The sequence below is a fragment of the Streptomyces cyaneochromogenes genome, from assembly GCF_003963535.1.
Taxonomy (GTDB): domain Bacteria; phylum Actinomycetota; class Actinomycetes; order Streptomycetales; family Streptomycetaceae; genus Streptomyces; species Streptomyces shaanxiensis.
Map to the genome: position 1 here is coordinate 10,325,513 of NZ_CP034539.1, position 14,310 is coordinate 10,339,822.

Sequence of the window (14,310 nt, forward strand, 5' to 3'; positions counted from 1 at the left end):
GGAGAGAGCCTGGGCAACCCGCGGCGGCACCGCGCCGCTCCTCAGCAGCACCGCGTCGTCATGCGTTCGCGCGGATTCTGGCCCAGGTTAAGACGCCGTTTCTGATGGCGTGATCGCTCGTTGAGCCGTGCATGACGGATCTGGTGGAGCGGTTGGTGCCGGACGAGTTGTGGACGCTGTTCCGGCGGGTGGTTCCGCCGATACAGGTCATACGCCCACAGGGCGGTGGACGACGGCGGGCCGGTGACCGCGAGTGCCTGGCCGCGGTCATCTTCGTGGCCACCTCGGGCTGTACCTGGCGGCAACTGCCGCCGGTGTTCGGGCCGGCCTGGCCGACGGTCTACCGGCGCTTCGCCCAGTGGAGCCGGGAGCGGGTCTGGGCCCGGCTGCATCGCGTCATCCTCGACGAGCTCGGTGCCCGGGGCGAGCTGGACTGGTCGCGGTGCGCGATCGACTCCGTCAGCGTCCGGGCGGCAAAAGGGGGCCACTGACCGGACCGAATCCGACCGACCGCGGCAAGCCGGGATCGAAGATCCACCTGATCACCGACCGGAACGGACTGCCCCTGTCCCTGGGTATCTCCGGCGCCAATACGCACGACAGCCTCGGCCTGGAACCGCTGGTGCGGGGGATCCCGCCCATCCGCTCCCGACGCGGGCCGCGCCGACGGCGGCCGGCCAAGCTCCACGCCGACAAGGGCTACGACTACGACCATCTGCGCCGATGGCTGCGCAAGCGCGGCATCCGGCACCGCATCGCACGCAAGGGCATCGAGTCCTCCACCAGGCTGGGCCGCCACCGCTGGGTCGTCGAAAGAACGGTCTCCTGGCTCGCCGGATGCCGCCGCCTGCACCGACGCTACGAACGCAAGGCCGAGCACTTCCTCGCCTTCGTCGGCATAGCCGCCACCCTCATCACCTACCGCCGACTGACCACGTGAAACCACGGCGAAGGCTACGCGCGGCAGGAGAAATGGCCCGCGCTGATGCCGGAGCTGCCGTGTCAGGCGAGCCAGTAGCAGGCCAGGCGAAGGAGATCGGCGGTACGGGCGGCAACTGCTTCGGCATGCGGCGGGATGTCTTCGTCCACGAGGCCTCGAGCCAGGTGCAGGTGAAGGGACTGGAGGGTGGCAAAGGTGTTGAACGCCCAGACCGGGACGGGCCCGGGGCTTCCTCCATCCAGGGCCTCCGCCACCGCGGTCAGCCAGCCGGTGGCCTGCTCGAGGTTCAGGCCGGGGGCCTGGAGGATACGCAGAAGCGCCCGCGCAAGCCTCGCGTCCTCCAACTGCGCGTATCGGTAGTCGCTCTGCGCGGCCGTCATCCTGCGGGCACAGAGTTCAAGTAGTTCCGTGCGGCGGTCGGGCAGGGCCTTTGCGAATGCGGCAGCAGCGTCGGCCCCGTGTGCGACGGCATGTAGCCAGCCCAGGGAGTCGTCCCAGCCGCGGGTGTCCTGCTCTACCGGATACCAGGCCAAGAATTCGGCATACCAGCGCTCCGCAGCCTGCTTAGGCAGGAGGCCGGGGACAGTGTGTCCGCGCGTCAGAACGGAGCAGAGGATCAGCGGTGCAAAGGTCCGAGCTTGTACCTCGGGGTGGATGAATCGGCTGGCGGCGGTGTCGCCGAGTGCCTCGAGAACGTCGTCGAGGTGTCCTTCCCTGATCCAGCGGGCGGCTGCGGTGTAAGCGTAGTCGTCACGGATCTCAGGGTCGGGCGAGAGCAGCATGACCGACAACTCGTCGGCAAGCCGAGTCGTCGGTACCGCCTGAGGGAAGGGGAAGTCGTCGGCCGCGATCGACGGCCAGTCGACGAAGTAAGCACTCATCACGTCAGGCTTTCACACTGCTGGCGGAGACCCGCGGCGTTGTCCGCTATCGCAGACTCGCCATCTGAAACAGCATCTAAGAGGTCGTTTTCCTCTGTAGTGCGGTGTTATCTCTTGTTTTGCTCCTGCTGATGATCTGGTGCTGGCGAGTCTGCAGTGCGGGCAGCGGTTGGCGAGGCGGATGGTGTGGCGTCTGGGAAGAGAGCCGACTTACGCCTGTCTCATTCCAGGACGCCCGGATCTGTCCCGTGCTCCCGCCAGGCGGAACGCACGCCTGGGCGCACGCCCCCAACCGGCGGTATGCCCAGGTCATGACCGACCGTCGTGCGTATCCGAGTGATCTGTCCGATGCCCGCTGGGAGTTGATCGAGCCGGTGCTGTCCGCCTGGCGCTTCGAACGCCGCGGCCGGGCCCTGGACTTCGGCCGGCCGCCCCGGCACGACCTGCGCGAGATCATGAACGCGATCCTGTACGTGGACCGCACCGGCTGCCAGTGGGCCTACCTCCCGCACGACTTCCCGCCCCACCAGACGGTCTACGGCTACTTCGCCAAATGGCAGACCGACGGCGTCTTCGCCCAGCTCAACGGCTTGTTACGGGAGTTGGTGCGCCAGCAGGAAGGCAAACACCGCCACCCTTCGGCCTGCGTGATCGACGCCCAGAGCGTCAAGACCTCCACCTCCGTCCCCGCCAGAACACAAGGCATCGACGCGGGCAAGAAGATCGTCGGCCGCAAGCGCAGCATCATCACTGACACCCTCGGCCTGCTGCTGGCGGTGCTGGTCACGGCGGCCGGCGTCCAGGATTCCACCGCCGGCCGCACGCTGCTCGAGCAGGCCGCCACCGACCACCCCACCCTGCGCAAGGTCTGGGTCGACGGCGGCTACCGCAAGCACTTCGTCGAGCACGCCGCCACCCTCGGCATCGACCTCGAAATCGTCCAACGCACCCCCGGGACCAGAGGATTCGCCCCGATCCCGAAGCGGTGGACAGTCGAGCGAACCTACGGCTGGCTCATGCTGCACCGGCGCCTGGCCCGCGACTACGAAACCCACCCGCACCGCTCCGAAGCCATGATCCACCTGGCCATGACCGACCTGATGGCCCGCCGCCTCACCGGCGAGACCACCATCTCCTGGCGCGACCCGACATAGCAGAATCAAAGCGACATCTCGGGATGAAACAACGGGAGAAAACGACCTCTAAGTGCAATGCCGTTGCTTTACGCGTTCGCGGGTTGGGGTCGTTGGATGCGGATTGCTCGGGTGCCGGTGCGGGTGGGCTGGGGCCAGGTGTGGTGTTCGGCCCGTTTGAGCCAGTAGTTGGACATCTTGCGTTTGACGACGCGGGGTTGGCTGCGCAGGCGTCTGTGCGGCAGGAGGCGTTCGAGCAGGTCCTGCTGGAGCACGTCGAGCGTTCTGACCAGCAGGTCAGGGGGAAAAGCTGCCCGGCGTGACGGTCACGCTGCGCCGGGCGGAGCGCAGGGTTTCGGTGAAGGAGATCCGGTCGGCATCCAGGCCCCGGGTGGCGGCGGTTCTCACCATCAGCTCGCGCAGCGCGTGGTGGACCAGCAGATGTGCCCAGATCTGTTGCAGGACGCCGTCGGGGGTTTTGCTGCTGAGGACGACGCGGGCTCCGCGTTGATGGGTCTTGAGCTCGGCGAAGACGGCTTCCGCCTCCCAGCGCTCTTGGTAGAGCGCGGCCAGCTGGCGGGCGGGATAGCGGCGTGCATCGAGCAGGCTGGTGACCAGCCGGTAGTCGTCACCCTCACGGCCAGTGCCGTTGAGCTGGTAGGCCACCACCCGCACCGCGACGGGATCAGTGTGAGCGCGATCGGTGTGAGCGTGGATGCGGGAGATCCAGGAGCCGTCCCGCAACTGCCGGTCGACGGGCAGGATGCGGTTGGCGGGCACCCGCCACAGTAGATCGGCGCCGGTGGCGGTGAAGGCCCGCCACAACGGCACGCCGAGGAATTCCCGGTCGGCCAGGAGGAGTTGGCCCGGTCCGCAGGAGCGGGGCAGGCGGCCGACCAGGGTGACTTCGCCGGTGCGGCAGCCGGCCAGCTCGGCGTCCAGGACGAGGTGGGTGCCCACCTCGATCAGGCAGGCCATCCGCACCTGGGGAAAGGAGGACTTGTCGTGGCCGCGGCTGTTTCCGGGGCGGCCGAAGGCGGCCTCGTTGGCCGGGCTGTCGGCGACGTCCCAGCAGGTGGCGTCCACCGCCAGCAGTTGCAGCCCGCGCCAGAAGCAGCCCGGGGTGGCCTGGGTGCCCATTGGCTTGGCTGTCGTGGCGAACAGCACCCGCAGCGGCTCCGGTCCCAACCGCTGGCGGGCGCGAAACAGTGACGACTTCGCCGGGATGTGCCACTCGCCCAGCAGCCCCCGGCCCCGCAGGCCCTCGACCAGGTGCCGCATCACGTCTAGATACGGCGCCGGGGAGAACAGGGCCAGCCCGAGCACGAAGTACACCACCAGCCGGGCCGGCAGCAGGCGTCTGCGCTGCTCCGCACGACCGCACGCGGCCACCACGCGATCCACCAACCCGGACGGATACACCCAGGTCAGCAGCCCCAAGCCCGATAACTCACCGACGTCTGCAGACACCCGCACCACCCCCGGGAGCACTGCACAGCAGCGTACGCCCACGAGCTATTGCAACGGCATTGCATCTAAGTGGCGTTGCCGGCCTGGTGATCCATCGTTGGGGACAAATTCAGAGCGACGGCGCGCGGGCGGCTCGTATGATCACGAGTGGGATGGGGCCCGTAGCGCAGTGGTTGTCGCGCCTTCACCGCATGTGGGAGGACGCCGGTTCGAATCCGGCCGGCCCCGTCCCAGCCCGGCAATATCTCGCGATGCCGACAGGGCGCGTTTCCCCGGGAGTTGGAAGCCCGGGCGGCCGAACAATCTGGCGTTGAACATTTTGATCCGGTGGGGCCTTTTGCGTCAGGCACGCCCCCCCCCGCGACCTGCGACGCTACAGGGTCACGCGACTCCGCAACGGCTCTGCGCCCGTACCTGCCATGCTGAGCAAGCCCGATTCCATCCGCATACCTTGGAGGTCGTGATGCGTGCAGGCATCGTGGTCAGCGCGCACCCCGGAGTGGAGGACCTCGCCGTGCGGGCCGAGGAGTTGGGCTTGCACAGCTTCTGGGTCAACGACACCCCGATGGTCCACGGCGACCCCTTCGTCGCCTTGAGCCTGTGCGCGAAGGCCACCAGCCGCATCAGGCTCGGCATCGGCGTGACCTCACCGGCGCTGCGCTCGGCCCCGGCCGCCGCGAGCGGGCTCGCCAGCCTCAACGCCCTGGCACCGGGCCGGATCATCTGCGGCGTCGGCACCGGAAACACCGCCCGGCGCACCCTGGGCATGCGGCCGACCACGGCGGCCGGGCTGGATAACTTCACCGCCGCACTGCAGGACCTGTGCGCCGGACGCTCGACCGAGTACCGCGAAGGTGACCGGGTGAGCGACATCCGGTTCCTGCACACCGGGGCGTACGTGAACACCACCGACCCGATCGAGTTCGTCGTGGCCGCGCTCGGCCCGCAGGCCGCCGCCGTCGCCGGCCGCCGCGGCACCGGCCTCATCTCCTTCGGCCTGCTGGACCCCACGGCCTGGCACGCGCTGCAGGACGCCCGCCGCCACGCCGCCCCGGACACACCCCGCGACCCCGACTCCCACACGGACTCCTACGTGGTCACCTCGCTCCACATACTCGACGAGGACGAGGACCCCCACGGCGACGCGGCCCGGGACGCGACCGGCCACCTCGTCCTGTCGCTGCTGGCCTTCGCCGCCGACACGGCAGCCGAAAAGCCCGCCTTCGCCGAGCAACTCGGCCCTGAGGAACGCGAGGCGGTGCGGCGGCTCCTCGACCGGCGCGACACCACCGCCACCGCGCCGGACCGGCACACCAAGCTCTACCCCAACTACCTCGGACGCATCGCACCGCAGGACCGGGACCTGGTTCTGCCCTCGCTGATGAACACCCTGGCCCTGGTCGGCACCCGCGACGACGTCCTCGCCCGCATCGCCACCCTGGAACAGGCCGGCGTCGACGAACTCCTCATCCAGCCGGTGATCGACCCGCCCACCGAGATGGCCCAGCTCGCGAAACTCCTCACCTGAGCGGAACCGCCCGCCGCACGTCCATGACCTGCACACCTACAAGACCACCAGGACTTGCAACAGCCCTGTCCGCGACGAAGGTTCGGTTCTGCCACTTATCGTTGAAGAGGTCTTGCGGCCTGGCGGCGCCGGCGAAGTGCTTGGCGGTGCGGTACATCCTGCCGAGCTGCCGCGGGACGCAGCGCCTGCTGGGGCCGGCCCTCAGCGGCGCGCGGGCAGTAGCGTGCCGGGCCGGGGGTGCGGTCGGCGAAGCGGCGACAAGTCAGCCAAGGCGAGTCGGGCATCTTCGCCCGCGGGCCGGAAATGGCCGCGCATCAACTCCCTGATGTCTCGCCATCAGGGTGCGGGGACACCGCGGGTAGTTCCACAGTGATGCGGATCCCGCCGGCAGGGCGCGGCGTAAGAGTGAGTGTTCCGTCGTGTGCCTGAGTGATGCTCTTGACAATGGCCAGGCCCAGGCCGACGCCTGCGTGGTCGCCGTGTATGCGTTCGGTGCCGCGCTGGAAGGGTTCGGTGAGGGTCGAGACCAGCTGGGGGGTGAGCTGCTCCCCGGTGTTTTCGACAGTGAGCACCACAGTCTTGGGACGGACGCTGGTATTCACCCACACGGTGCCCTGTTCAGGCAGGTTGTGGACGATCGCGTTCTGCACAAGGTTCATGGTCAGCTGCAGCAGGAGCGAGTGTGAGCCGAGGGTGGGGGTGATCTCGCCGCAGGTCTCGATGGTGACGCCGCGCCTTTCCCCGAGGGGGAGAAGTGTTTCGGTGGCTTCCTCCGCCATGAGGGACAGGTCGACGGGTTCTCGGGTGAAGGAGCGCAGGTTGGCGCGGCTGAGCAGGAGGAGTGCCTCGGTGAGGTCGATCGCTCGGGTGTTGACGGTGTGGAGGCGGTCGACAAGCCGGCCGGTGTCGCGGTTGGGATCGGTGCGGGCCGCGTCGAGAAGAGTCTTCGTGATCGCCAGCGGGGTGCGCAGTTCGTGGGAGGCGTTGGCTGCGAATCTCTGCTGTTCGGCGATGTGCGCTTCGAGCTGCGTGAGCATGGTGTCGAAGGCGTCGGCGAGTTCGCGGAACTCGTCTTTGCGACCCGTTAGCCGGATTCGATGGGAAAGTGATCCATTCGTGGCCACGCGTGTGGCGTTGGTGATTCGGGTCAGAGGGGCGAGCATCCGGCCGGCCAGGATCCATCCCCCCACGAGACCGAATACCAGCAGGAACGTCAGCACTACGGCTGTCGCCGGGGCGTAGGCACGCAGAATGACGGTGCGGATAGGTACGAACTCACCGGGGCGGCTCGAAACGACGCTGAAGTCGCGCAGGAGGAACACCCACACGGTAGCGAGCAGCAGGACGCCTGCGATCATGAGGAACCCGGCGTAACTGAGGGTTAGTTTGAGGCGAACGCTCAACCCAGGTGCCCTATCCACGCTCGCCTGCCCCATGTCCGGCTGCCGGTTGCGCGTCGATGCGGTAGCCGACGCCTGGCACGGTGGCGATGATCCAGGGTTCGCCGAGACGCTTGCGCAGTGCCGAGACCGTGATGCGGACGGCGTTGGTGAACGGGTCGGCGTTCTCATCCCACGCCCGCTCCAGCAACTCCTCGGCGCTGACGACACCGCCTTCGGCAGCGACGAGGACTTCGAGCACGGCGAACTGCTTCCTGGTCAGCGCGACGTAGCGGTCGTCGCGGTAGACCTCTCTGCGGAACGGATCCAGACGCAGGCCTGCGATCTCTCGCACGGGAGGCCTGCTGTGGGCACGCCTGCGGTCCAGGGCTCTGAGCCTGAGCGCGAGTTCCTGGAGTTCGAAGGGTTTCGTGAGGTAGTCGTCGGCGCCGAGCCCGAACCCGGAGGCCTTGTCGTCGAGACGGTCGGCTGCGGTGAGCATGAGGATCGGCATGCCGCTGCCGGAGGCGACGATGCGTTTGGCGATCTCGTCACCGGAGGGGCCTGGGATGTCGCGGTCGAGGACGGCGATGTCGTAGGTGTTGATGCGTAGGAGTTCCAGAGCGGTGTCGCCGTCACCCGCGATGTCGGCTGCGATCGCTTCCAGGCGTAGGCCATCGCGGATGGCTTCTGCCAGATAGGGCTCGTCCTCGACAATCAACACACGCATGCTCCGAGGCTACGAGTCGGCGCATATCGGCGGCATATCCAAAGCCACATACGTGCCGGCAGCGCTGGGCCGCGGTACTGAGCAACAGACAGCCGTGAGCCGAGCCGCCGAGCCGTCAGCCTCCCGACGGTCCGGCTGATGGGCGGTCGGCCGCCGAGAGCTGCGTGCGGCCGCTCGTAGTTGTGGTAGTTCACGAACTCCGCGAGTCAACGCGGCGTTCATATTCGGTTGTGTAGTCGCGGACGTACGCCCACTCGCGGGTGAGCGTCCCGTTATACCTCTCCACCTTCCCGTTCGTGCGCGGCGTGTACGGCCTGGTCCGCTTGTGCTTCGTACCGGTCGCGGCGAGGGCGTCAGCCCAGGTCGTAGACCGGTAGCACGCGCCGTTGTCGGTGAGGCAGCGGCGGATCCGTGTGATGCCGTCGGCGGCGAAGAAGGAAGCGGCCCGGTTCCAGAAGGCGACCGCGGTGACGGCCTTCTCATCGTCCAGGGCCTCGGTGTAGGCAAGCCGGGAGTGGTCGTCGAGCGCCGAATGCAGGTACGTGTATCCGACCTTGCCGGTGCCGGGACCGGTGCGTTTGGAGGCACGGGCGGACTCGGTGCCGACGCCGTGCATTCGCCGGCCGCCGCCGGTCGGGATGCGTCCGTGCTTCTTGATGTCGACGTGGACCAGGTCGCCGACCCTGTCGTGCTCGTAGCGGATGACCTCGCGCAGCTGCTGGCCGGTCGGTGGATCCAGGTCCCGGAGCCGGTTGAGTCCTCGCCTCACCAGGATGCGGTGCACAGTCGCCGGCGCGAGTGTGACGCCGTGCAGCCGCTGTAGGTCGGCGGCTAGCCGGGCTGGTCCGTGCTTGGTCTGCCGCCGCAGCACCTCCACCAGGTCGGCGATGTCCTTGGGGGTGCGGGCGGGACTGGGGGCGGACGGGAGGAGTGGTCGAGCAGTCCGTTCTCGCCGCGCGCGTCAGCGGGCGTACCCCTTCGCCAGGCAGCGGCGGGAGATCCCGGCTCCCGCAGCGACGTGCGCGATCGGACGTCCGGCTCGACCCGCAGACACAAGCGCAGACGTCCTTCGGGGGTCAGCGGTGCGTTCCGATGTCCCCTGCTGGTGGCGCTCCTGGACTCGGCGGCCGCGTTCACCGGGAGCCCTGGGATCTCAGGGCTCCCGCGTGAGCGACTGTGCGTGGCGTCAGCGTCCGAACTTTTCGATGGCCGCCGGGGTGACAGGGGTGAAGAAGTTGATGAGGTTGCCGTCGGGGTCGCGGAACAGCAGTGACCGGTTGCCCCAGGGCATCGTGGTGGGCTCGTTGACGAAGTCGGTGACGAAGCCGGTCAGGTTCTGGTGAACGCGGTCCACGTCGTCGACGAGGAACTCGGTGATCACGCTGTGGTTGTCCGCCGGGCGGGCAGAGTCCGGGGCGAGCAGCGGGACGGTGCGGGTGCCGGCGATCGCGAGGGTGGCGCCCGCAGTCTGGAGTTCGGCGAAGTCCTCAGTGGCCCACGTCGCCCGCGCCCCTGTGGCTCGCTCGTAGAAGTCGACGAGGCGTGCGACGTCGCTGGTGATGATGCGGATCGAGACGAAGTCCATGGGAATCTCCTTGGCTGTGCTGGAGGCGTGCTCGTCGCAGGCTAGGAGAAATAGTGGACAGAATCGGTCCTGTATTCGCGTTAGGTTGTGAACATGCCTCGACCCACTGCCCGCGTGCTGACACTCCTGGAGTTGCTGCAGTCGGGCGGCACCCGGACGGTGGCCGAACTCGCCGACCGGCTCGGCGTCGAAGGGCGCACCGTGCGCCGGTATGTGGACCAACTGATCGACCTCGACGTGCCCGTGGAATCGGTGCGCGGCCGCTACGGCGGGTACCGGCTCGCCCCCGGGTACCGCCTGCCTCCGCTCATGCTCAGCGACGACGAGGCGCTGGCCGTGCTGCTCGGCCTGGTCGCGGGCCGCCGAGCAGGGTTGACGCCGGCGGAGCGCACGGCAAGCGAGACGGCGTCGGCGAAGATCCGGCGGGTGCTGCCCAAGCACATCGCCCGTCGGCTCGACACACTCCTGGAAGCTCTCGCCTTCACGGAGCAGCCTGGCGAGTTCGACACCCCGGACGCCGGGGTCCTGCTCACGATCGCCGCTGCGGTGCGCCACCACCGACCGGTCTCGATCCGCTACACCGACCGTGACGGGCGGCGCAGCGAACGCACGCTGCACGCGTACGGGATCGTCGCCCATTCGGGCCGGTGGTACGTCACGGGCAAGGACGCCCAGATCGGCGAGGACCGAACCTTCCGGCTCGATCGCATCGCAGACGCGCGGACCCTGCCCGGCTCATTCGAAGCGCCAGTGGGTCCCGGTCCGGAACAGCGCGTGTTGTCAGGGTTCGCCACGGCCGAGTACCGGCATGAGGTGACCTTGCGGATCCACGGGACAGTTGAGCAGATCCGCGCCCGCCTTCCAGCCAGCGTCGCGAGCCTGGAGGAGCACGAGTCCGCGGCCGGCGAGGACCGCGCGACCGAGCGCTGGCTGCGCGTCGAGCTGCGGGCGGAGCGGCTCGACTGGTTGCCCCCGGTACTCGCCTCACTCGACCGGCCGTTCGTCATCGAGCGCCCCGATGAACTCCGCGACCAAGTCATCGCACTCGCCAATCGCCTCACGTCCTACGCCGCCGAGTCTGACCGCGAGGAACCAATGTCATGAGATGGCACAGCTAGGGGTGAGCAGAGCGGCCGACCACACCTTGGTGTCCACGCGCCGGTCGTCGGGATATGCGTACGTCTTGAGCAACGTCACCCGCGATTTGTCGGGCAGCTCACTGGTGACGCAACTGTCGAACTCGGACTGGGCCATGCTCGGACAGCCGATGGTCAGCTCGGCCTGTGGGTCAGAAAGTCCCGGTCGGATCGGCGTGAACCGGCTGAAGCCGAGGAGGATGGCCGCCGGGCCGTCGCCGTCGTCGTAGACGACCTCTACGGCGGACGGGCTGAGCGCCGCGCCCATTTCCTCCGGCTCGGTGATCCTGCCCTTGGGCACCATGCTTTTGAGCGCGGCGACCAGGTCGGCCTTGGCCGTGGGGTGGGGCCTCGGCGTCGTGGGGGAGTCCTCGCCCCAGGGGCCGAGCAGCGCCCCGCCCACCCCGACGAGGGCGATGCCGACCGCACCGGCCACCACGGCGGCCCGCCGCAGCCGCCGCCCCGCGCGCCGTCCTCGTGGCGACGAGCGCGGTCCGGTCGTCCTCGGAACCGGCGTCGAAGTCATGCGGGGCAGGACTGAGCCGCCCTTCGAACTGCTCCTCGTCGTGCTCTTCGGGCATGAAAGCACCACCGTCTCTCGAAGCGAAGGGCATGCACGTCGGGGACGTGTGCCGGTCGGCCAGGGAGTCGCGTATTCGCCGAGGTATTCACCGAACAGCTCTCGCAACCGCTTGAGCGCCCAGGTGCACCGCCTTCGCCCCACCGACGAAGCCGTCACCCGGCCATCCACATCCGTCCGACCCACGGCACATGGCACGGGTCGGAACGCCCAATCGACCCAGGACCCCGACTGAGCGTTACGGCCGGTTGTTCCGCGCCGCCGTGTTGTGCCAACCGGGAGGTCATAGAGGACGAAGGGACGATGGGCATGTGGCGTGGCCATCATGCAACCGAGGTGAGCACCGGACAGTTGGCCACTGAGCAGGCTGGACAGCCACACGGTCTCGAGCGGAGGCCATCCCGATCGGGAATGCCCGCATCCCTTCCGCCGGCGGCGTCACGCCGTCAGCGCCGCCTCCACCTTCGCCAACTCCTCCTTGGGATCGACCGTCCGGGCCAGCACGTCCAGGTCGTCCCGGCTGTAGCGGGCGCTCACGTCGTCGTCCCAGCGTGAGGCGGCGGTCCGCAGCGGCTCGACGGCTTCCGCGAGGCGGCCCAGCCGGTGCAGGACGAGACCGTAGTACCCGGCGGCCTCCGTCCTGTACGCAGAATCGCCGCCCTGTTCCCAGACCATTTGGAGAAACGGTTCCGCCTCGGCGTACGCGCCGCGCTGAGCCTTCAGTTTGCCCGCGAGCATGGCGTTGAGCGGGGACCCGTCACCGGCCGCGCGCACATACCAGCGCTCGGCCTCCTGGTAGTCCCGGTGGTGCTCGGAGAGCCACCCCATCTGGTTGCACGCGTCGTGATGGCCCGCCTCGGCGGCCGTCCGGTACCACTGGTCACGCAGTGCGGGCCTGCGCATCGTGCCGTATATCTCCGCGAGGTCGTACGCCGCGTGTGGGTCCCCGGCCAGCGCGGCGGGTTCGATCCAGCGGACGAGGTGGACGTCGTCCGCGCCGCCCCAGTCGCCGACGATCCTCCCGTACACGTACGCGGCCTGCACGTCGCCCGCTTCGGCTCGCGCCCGCAGCCCCGGCAGTCGGCGCAGGTCCTTGCCAGGGGCGATGCCGCCGCCTGCCCGGATCGCGGCGATCCGGGAGAGCTGCTCGACGACGTCCTCGTTGTCCTCGCCGATCTCCCGGAACCAGCGTTCGGCCTCCTCGTACCGCCGCTGCCGCTTGCACAGGAGCCCGAGGCCCCACTGGGCCCGCTGCTGGCCGCGGCCGGCCGCGAGGCCGTACCAGTGCTCGGCGTCGTCGAGGTCGCCGCGCTGCTCGTGGAGGACACCGAGTGCGTATGCGGCGCCCTCGTAGCCCTCCTCGTGGGCCTGGAGGAGCAGGCCGCGGGCCTCCGGCCAGGACGCCTCACCGCCGGTCTCCGTCAGGAACACGGCGTGGTCCACGCGGGCGGCGGCGCTGAGTGCGGAAGCCCTGCGGTAGTAACCGGCGGCTTCGGTCGTCAAGCCGGGGTACTGGAGGAAGTGCCCTTCCAGGTCGAAGAGCGGGCGCAGCGCCTCGACGGCGGCGTCCTCGTCCCTGGCTGCCTCGGCGGCATCGAGTCCGGCCGCGACGCGGTCGAAGTCCTCGCGGAACGACTCGAACAGCTGAGCCCAGCGAAAGACCGCGATGTCGCCGAGATCGATGTCGCTCATCAGGAACTTCGCCGCCTCGTCGGGGCGCCCCTCGGCCGCGATCAGCTTGCCGAGCTCGATCTTGCAGTCGAGGTGGCGTCCTTGCTCCCAGCCCCGGCGGAACCAGTCAACGGCCTCCGGATCGCCATCCTCGCGCAGGAGTACGCCGAGTCCGTAGGCGCACCCGGCGTGCCGTTCGGCGACGGCGCGGTAGAGCGCGTCCGCTGCCTGCCGGTCGCCCCGGATCTTCCGGTACCGGGCAAGCGTGTAATGCGAGAAGGCGTCGCCGGCCGCCACGGCCTGCTCCCAGTACGGGATGCCTTCGTCCACGTGCTTGCCCAGCACGAAGAAGTCGGTGTGTCGGCGGGCGGTCTTGGCGTCGCCGGCGCGGGCGGCTGCGACGAGCGCCTCTCCGTGGGCCTGTATGTCCTGCGTCATGATCGTATCGTGCCAGGTAGCGCCAAGGGGCAGTCAGCTGGCGGCTGTTGTCTTCCGGCATGGGCCGGTGTGCGAGGGGCTGCCTCGACGCGGCCGGGTTCGACCAGGCGGTCCGGGCAGAGCGCGCTGTTGGCCCCAACCGCGCTCGGGTTTCATGCACAGGGCTCTGGGCCATGCCGCTCGGCCAGCGTCCGCATCACATCCCAGGCCGGCGCAGAGTGCGTCTCTGTCCCAGCGGCCAAACGCCCGTGCGCGGCCGCCGAGCACACCCCGTCACTGCAAGGCTGAGCCTGGCCGTACGGGTCGTCTGCGCGAATCGCCCACTGCCCGGCGGCAGGGATGCCGCCACCGGTCAGCCGAGGCAGCGGCCGTCAGCATCACCACCGTGCTGTGCAGTGACAGGAACGGCGGTGACGGGGTGAACACGGCGGCACGGCCGCGCTGGGCGGGCCGGGCGGTTCGGGCAGCGGGTGGGTACGGGGTGCGAGGAGGGCCATGCCCGCAGCAGGACGGCGGCGCATCTCATGCCCGCAGCACCCGCTGGGGGACCGGACCACGTGGCGGCCCGGAATTCCCCCCATAAGGCCGGTACCCGGCCTTTGCGCGGATGGCGGGCTCAACGGGCCTGGCCGCGCATGGCGTTACGGCGCGCATCCACCGCACTCACTCACGGCATGACGACGGATCGGTTGCCCCTCCAAGGTAGGTTCCTCAATCGCGCTTGCTGTCTGCTTACTCACCGACAACTCGGCTTACTACGTGCGCCGTTGTAAGACTCCTGCTGCCTGCAGAAGTCCCGGCCAAGAGGCCTGTCGCGGCCAGGGGAACCGATACGCTGG

The 14,310-nt window shown here is 68.9% G+C and carries 12 protein-coding genes, 1 tRNA gene and 1 pseudogene; 5 read left to right on the forward strand and 9 right to left on the reverse strand.

What is annotated here, in order from left to right; all coding sequences use genetic code 11:
- Window positions 1-131: 131 nt before the first annotated feature.
- A protein-coding gene (locus EJ357_RS46300) for an IS5 family transposase (protein ID WP_126398692.1) occupies window positions 132-940 on the forward strand; the annotation gives its coding sequence in 2 pieces (ribosomal slippage) (window positions 132-479 and window positions 482-940; 807 coding nt in all).
- Between the two features lie 62 nt (window positions 941-1,002).
- Here the strand turns inward: EJ357_RS46300 and EJ357_RS46305 are convergent.
- A complete protein-coding gene (locus EJ357_RS46305) occupies window positions 1,003-1,821 on the reverse strand; it encodes a DUF2785 domain-containing protein (RefSeq protein WP_126398694.1) in 819 nt (272 codons plus the stop codon).
- A gap of 311 nt (window positions 1,822-2,132) precedes the next feature.
- Here EJ357_RS46305 and EJ357_RS46310 point away from each other — a divergent pair, with 311 nt between their 5' ends.
- Window positions 2,133-2,975, forward strand: coding sequence for an IS5 family transposase (locus tag EJ357_RS46310; protein WP_126387580.1), 843 nt, complete (start codon window positions 2,133-2,135; stop codon window positions 2,973-2,975).
- Between the two features lie 68 nt (window positions 2,976-3,043).
- Here the strand turns inward: EJ357_RS46310 and EJ357_RS46315 are convergent, their stop codons facing one another.
- A complete protein-coding gene (locus EJ357_RS46315; RefSeq protein ID WP_126398696.1) occupies window positions 3,044-3,229 on the reverse strand; it encodes a hypothetical protein in 186 nt (61 codons plus the stop codon).
- Window positions 3,230-3,251: 22 nt separating this feature from the next.
- Entirely contained in the window at window positions 3,252-4,394 is a 1,143-nt protein-coding gene (locus EJ357_RS46320; RefSeq protein ID WP_228472826.1) for an IS4 family transposase, read from the reverse strand.
- Between the two features lie 184 nt (window positions 4,395-4,578).
- On the opposite strand from EJ357_RS46320, the gene EJ357_RS46325 reads away from it, so the two are divergent.
- Both EJ357_RS46325 and EJ357_RS46330 read left to right on the forward strand, forming a co-directional pair.
- Window positions 4,579-4,652, forward strand: a tRNA-Ala gene (locus EJ357_RS46325).
- Between the two features lie 235 nt (window positions 4,653-4,887).
- Window positions 4,888-5,952, forward strand: a complete 1,065-nt coding sequence (locus EJ357_RS46330; RefSeq protein WP_126398699.1) for an LLM class flavin-dependent oxidoreductase — start codon at window positions 4,888-4,890, stop codon at window positions 5,950-5,952.
- A 314-nt stretch (window positions 5,953-6,266) separates the two neighbouring features.
- Here the strand turns inward: EJ357_RS46330 and EJ357_RS46335 are convergent, their stop codons facing one another.
- The 4 genes and pseudogenes from EJ357_RS46335 to EJ357_RS46350 form a co-directional block, all read right to left on the reverse strand.
- Window positions 6,267-7,373 carry a sensor histidine kinase gene (locus EJ357_RS46335; RefSeq protein WP_126400939.1) on the reverse strand — a complete coding sequence of 369 codons (1,107 nt, stop codon included), beginning with the start codon at window positions 7,371-7,373 and terminating at the stop codon, window positions 6,267-6,269.
- Window positions 7,366-8,061 carry a response regulator transcription factor gene (locus EJ357_RS46340; RefSeq protein ID WP_126398701.1) on the reverse strand — a complete coding sequence of 232 codons (696 nt, stop codon included), beginning with the start codon at window positions 8,059-8,061 and terminating at the stop codon, window positions 7,366-7,368. The genes EJ357_RS46335 and EJ357_RS46340 overlap by 8 nt, the downstream gene beginning before the upstream one ends.
- A gap of 116 nt (window positions 8,062-8,177) precedes the next feature.
- A pseudogene (locus tag EJ357_RS46345) lies at window positions 8,178-9,198 on the reverse strand (IS481 family transposase); the annotation flags it as partial.
- A 49-nt stretch (window positions 9,199-9,247) separates the two neighbouring features.
- Complete coding sequence (locus EJ357_RS46350) at window positions 9,248-9,646, reverse strand: VOC family protein (protein WP_126398703.1); 399 nt, start codon at window positions 9,644-9,646, stop codon at window positions 9,248-9,250.
- Between the two features lie 93 nt (window positions 9,647-9,739).
- Between EJ357_RS46350 and EJ357_RS46355 the strand changes: the two genes are divergently transcribed.
- Window positions 9,740-10,750, forward strand: a complete 1,011-nt coding sequence (locus EJ357_RS46355) for a helix-turn-helix transcriptional regulator (protein WP_126398705.1) — start codon at window positions 9,740-9,742, stop codon at window positions 10,748-10,750.
- On the opposite strand, the gene EJ357_RS48765 is transcribed toward EJ357_RS46355, so the two are convergent.
- The gene (locus EJ357_RS48765; RefSeq protein ID WP_175647776.1) at window positions 10,745-11,308 is read right to left on the reverse strand and encodes a hypothetical protein; all 564 of its coding nucleotides are present in this window, start codon (window positions 11,306-11,308) and stop codon (window positions 10,745-10,747) included. The two genes, EJ357_RS46355 and EJ357_RS48765, sit on opposite strands and share 6 nt — an antisense overlap.
- Before the next feature lie 492 nt (window positions 11,309-11,800).
- Window positions 11,801-13,471: a tetratricopeptide repeat protein gene (locus tag EJ357_RS46370; RefSeq protein WP_175647777.1), complete on the reverse strand. Its 1,671-nt coding sequence runs from the start codon at window positions 13,469-13,471 to the stop codon at window positions 11,801-11,803.
- Between the last annotated feature and the right edge of the window lie 839 nt (window positions 13,472-14,310).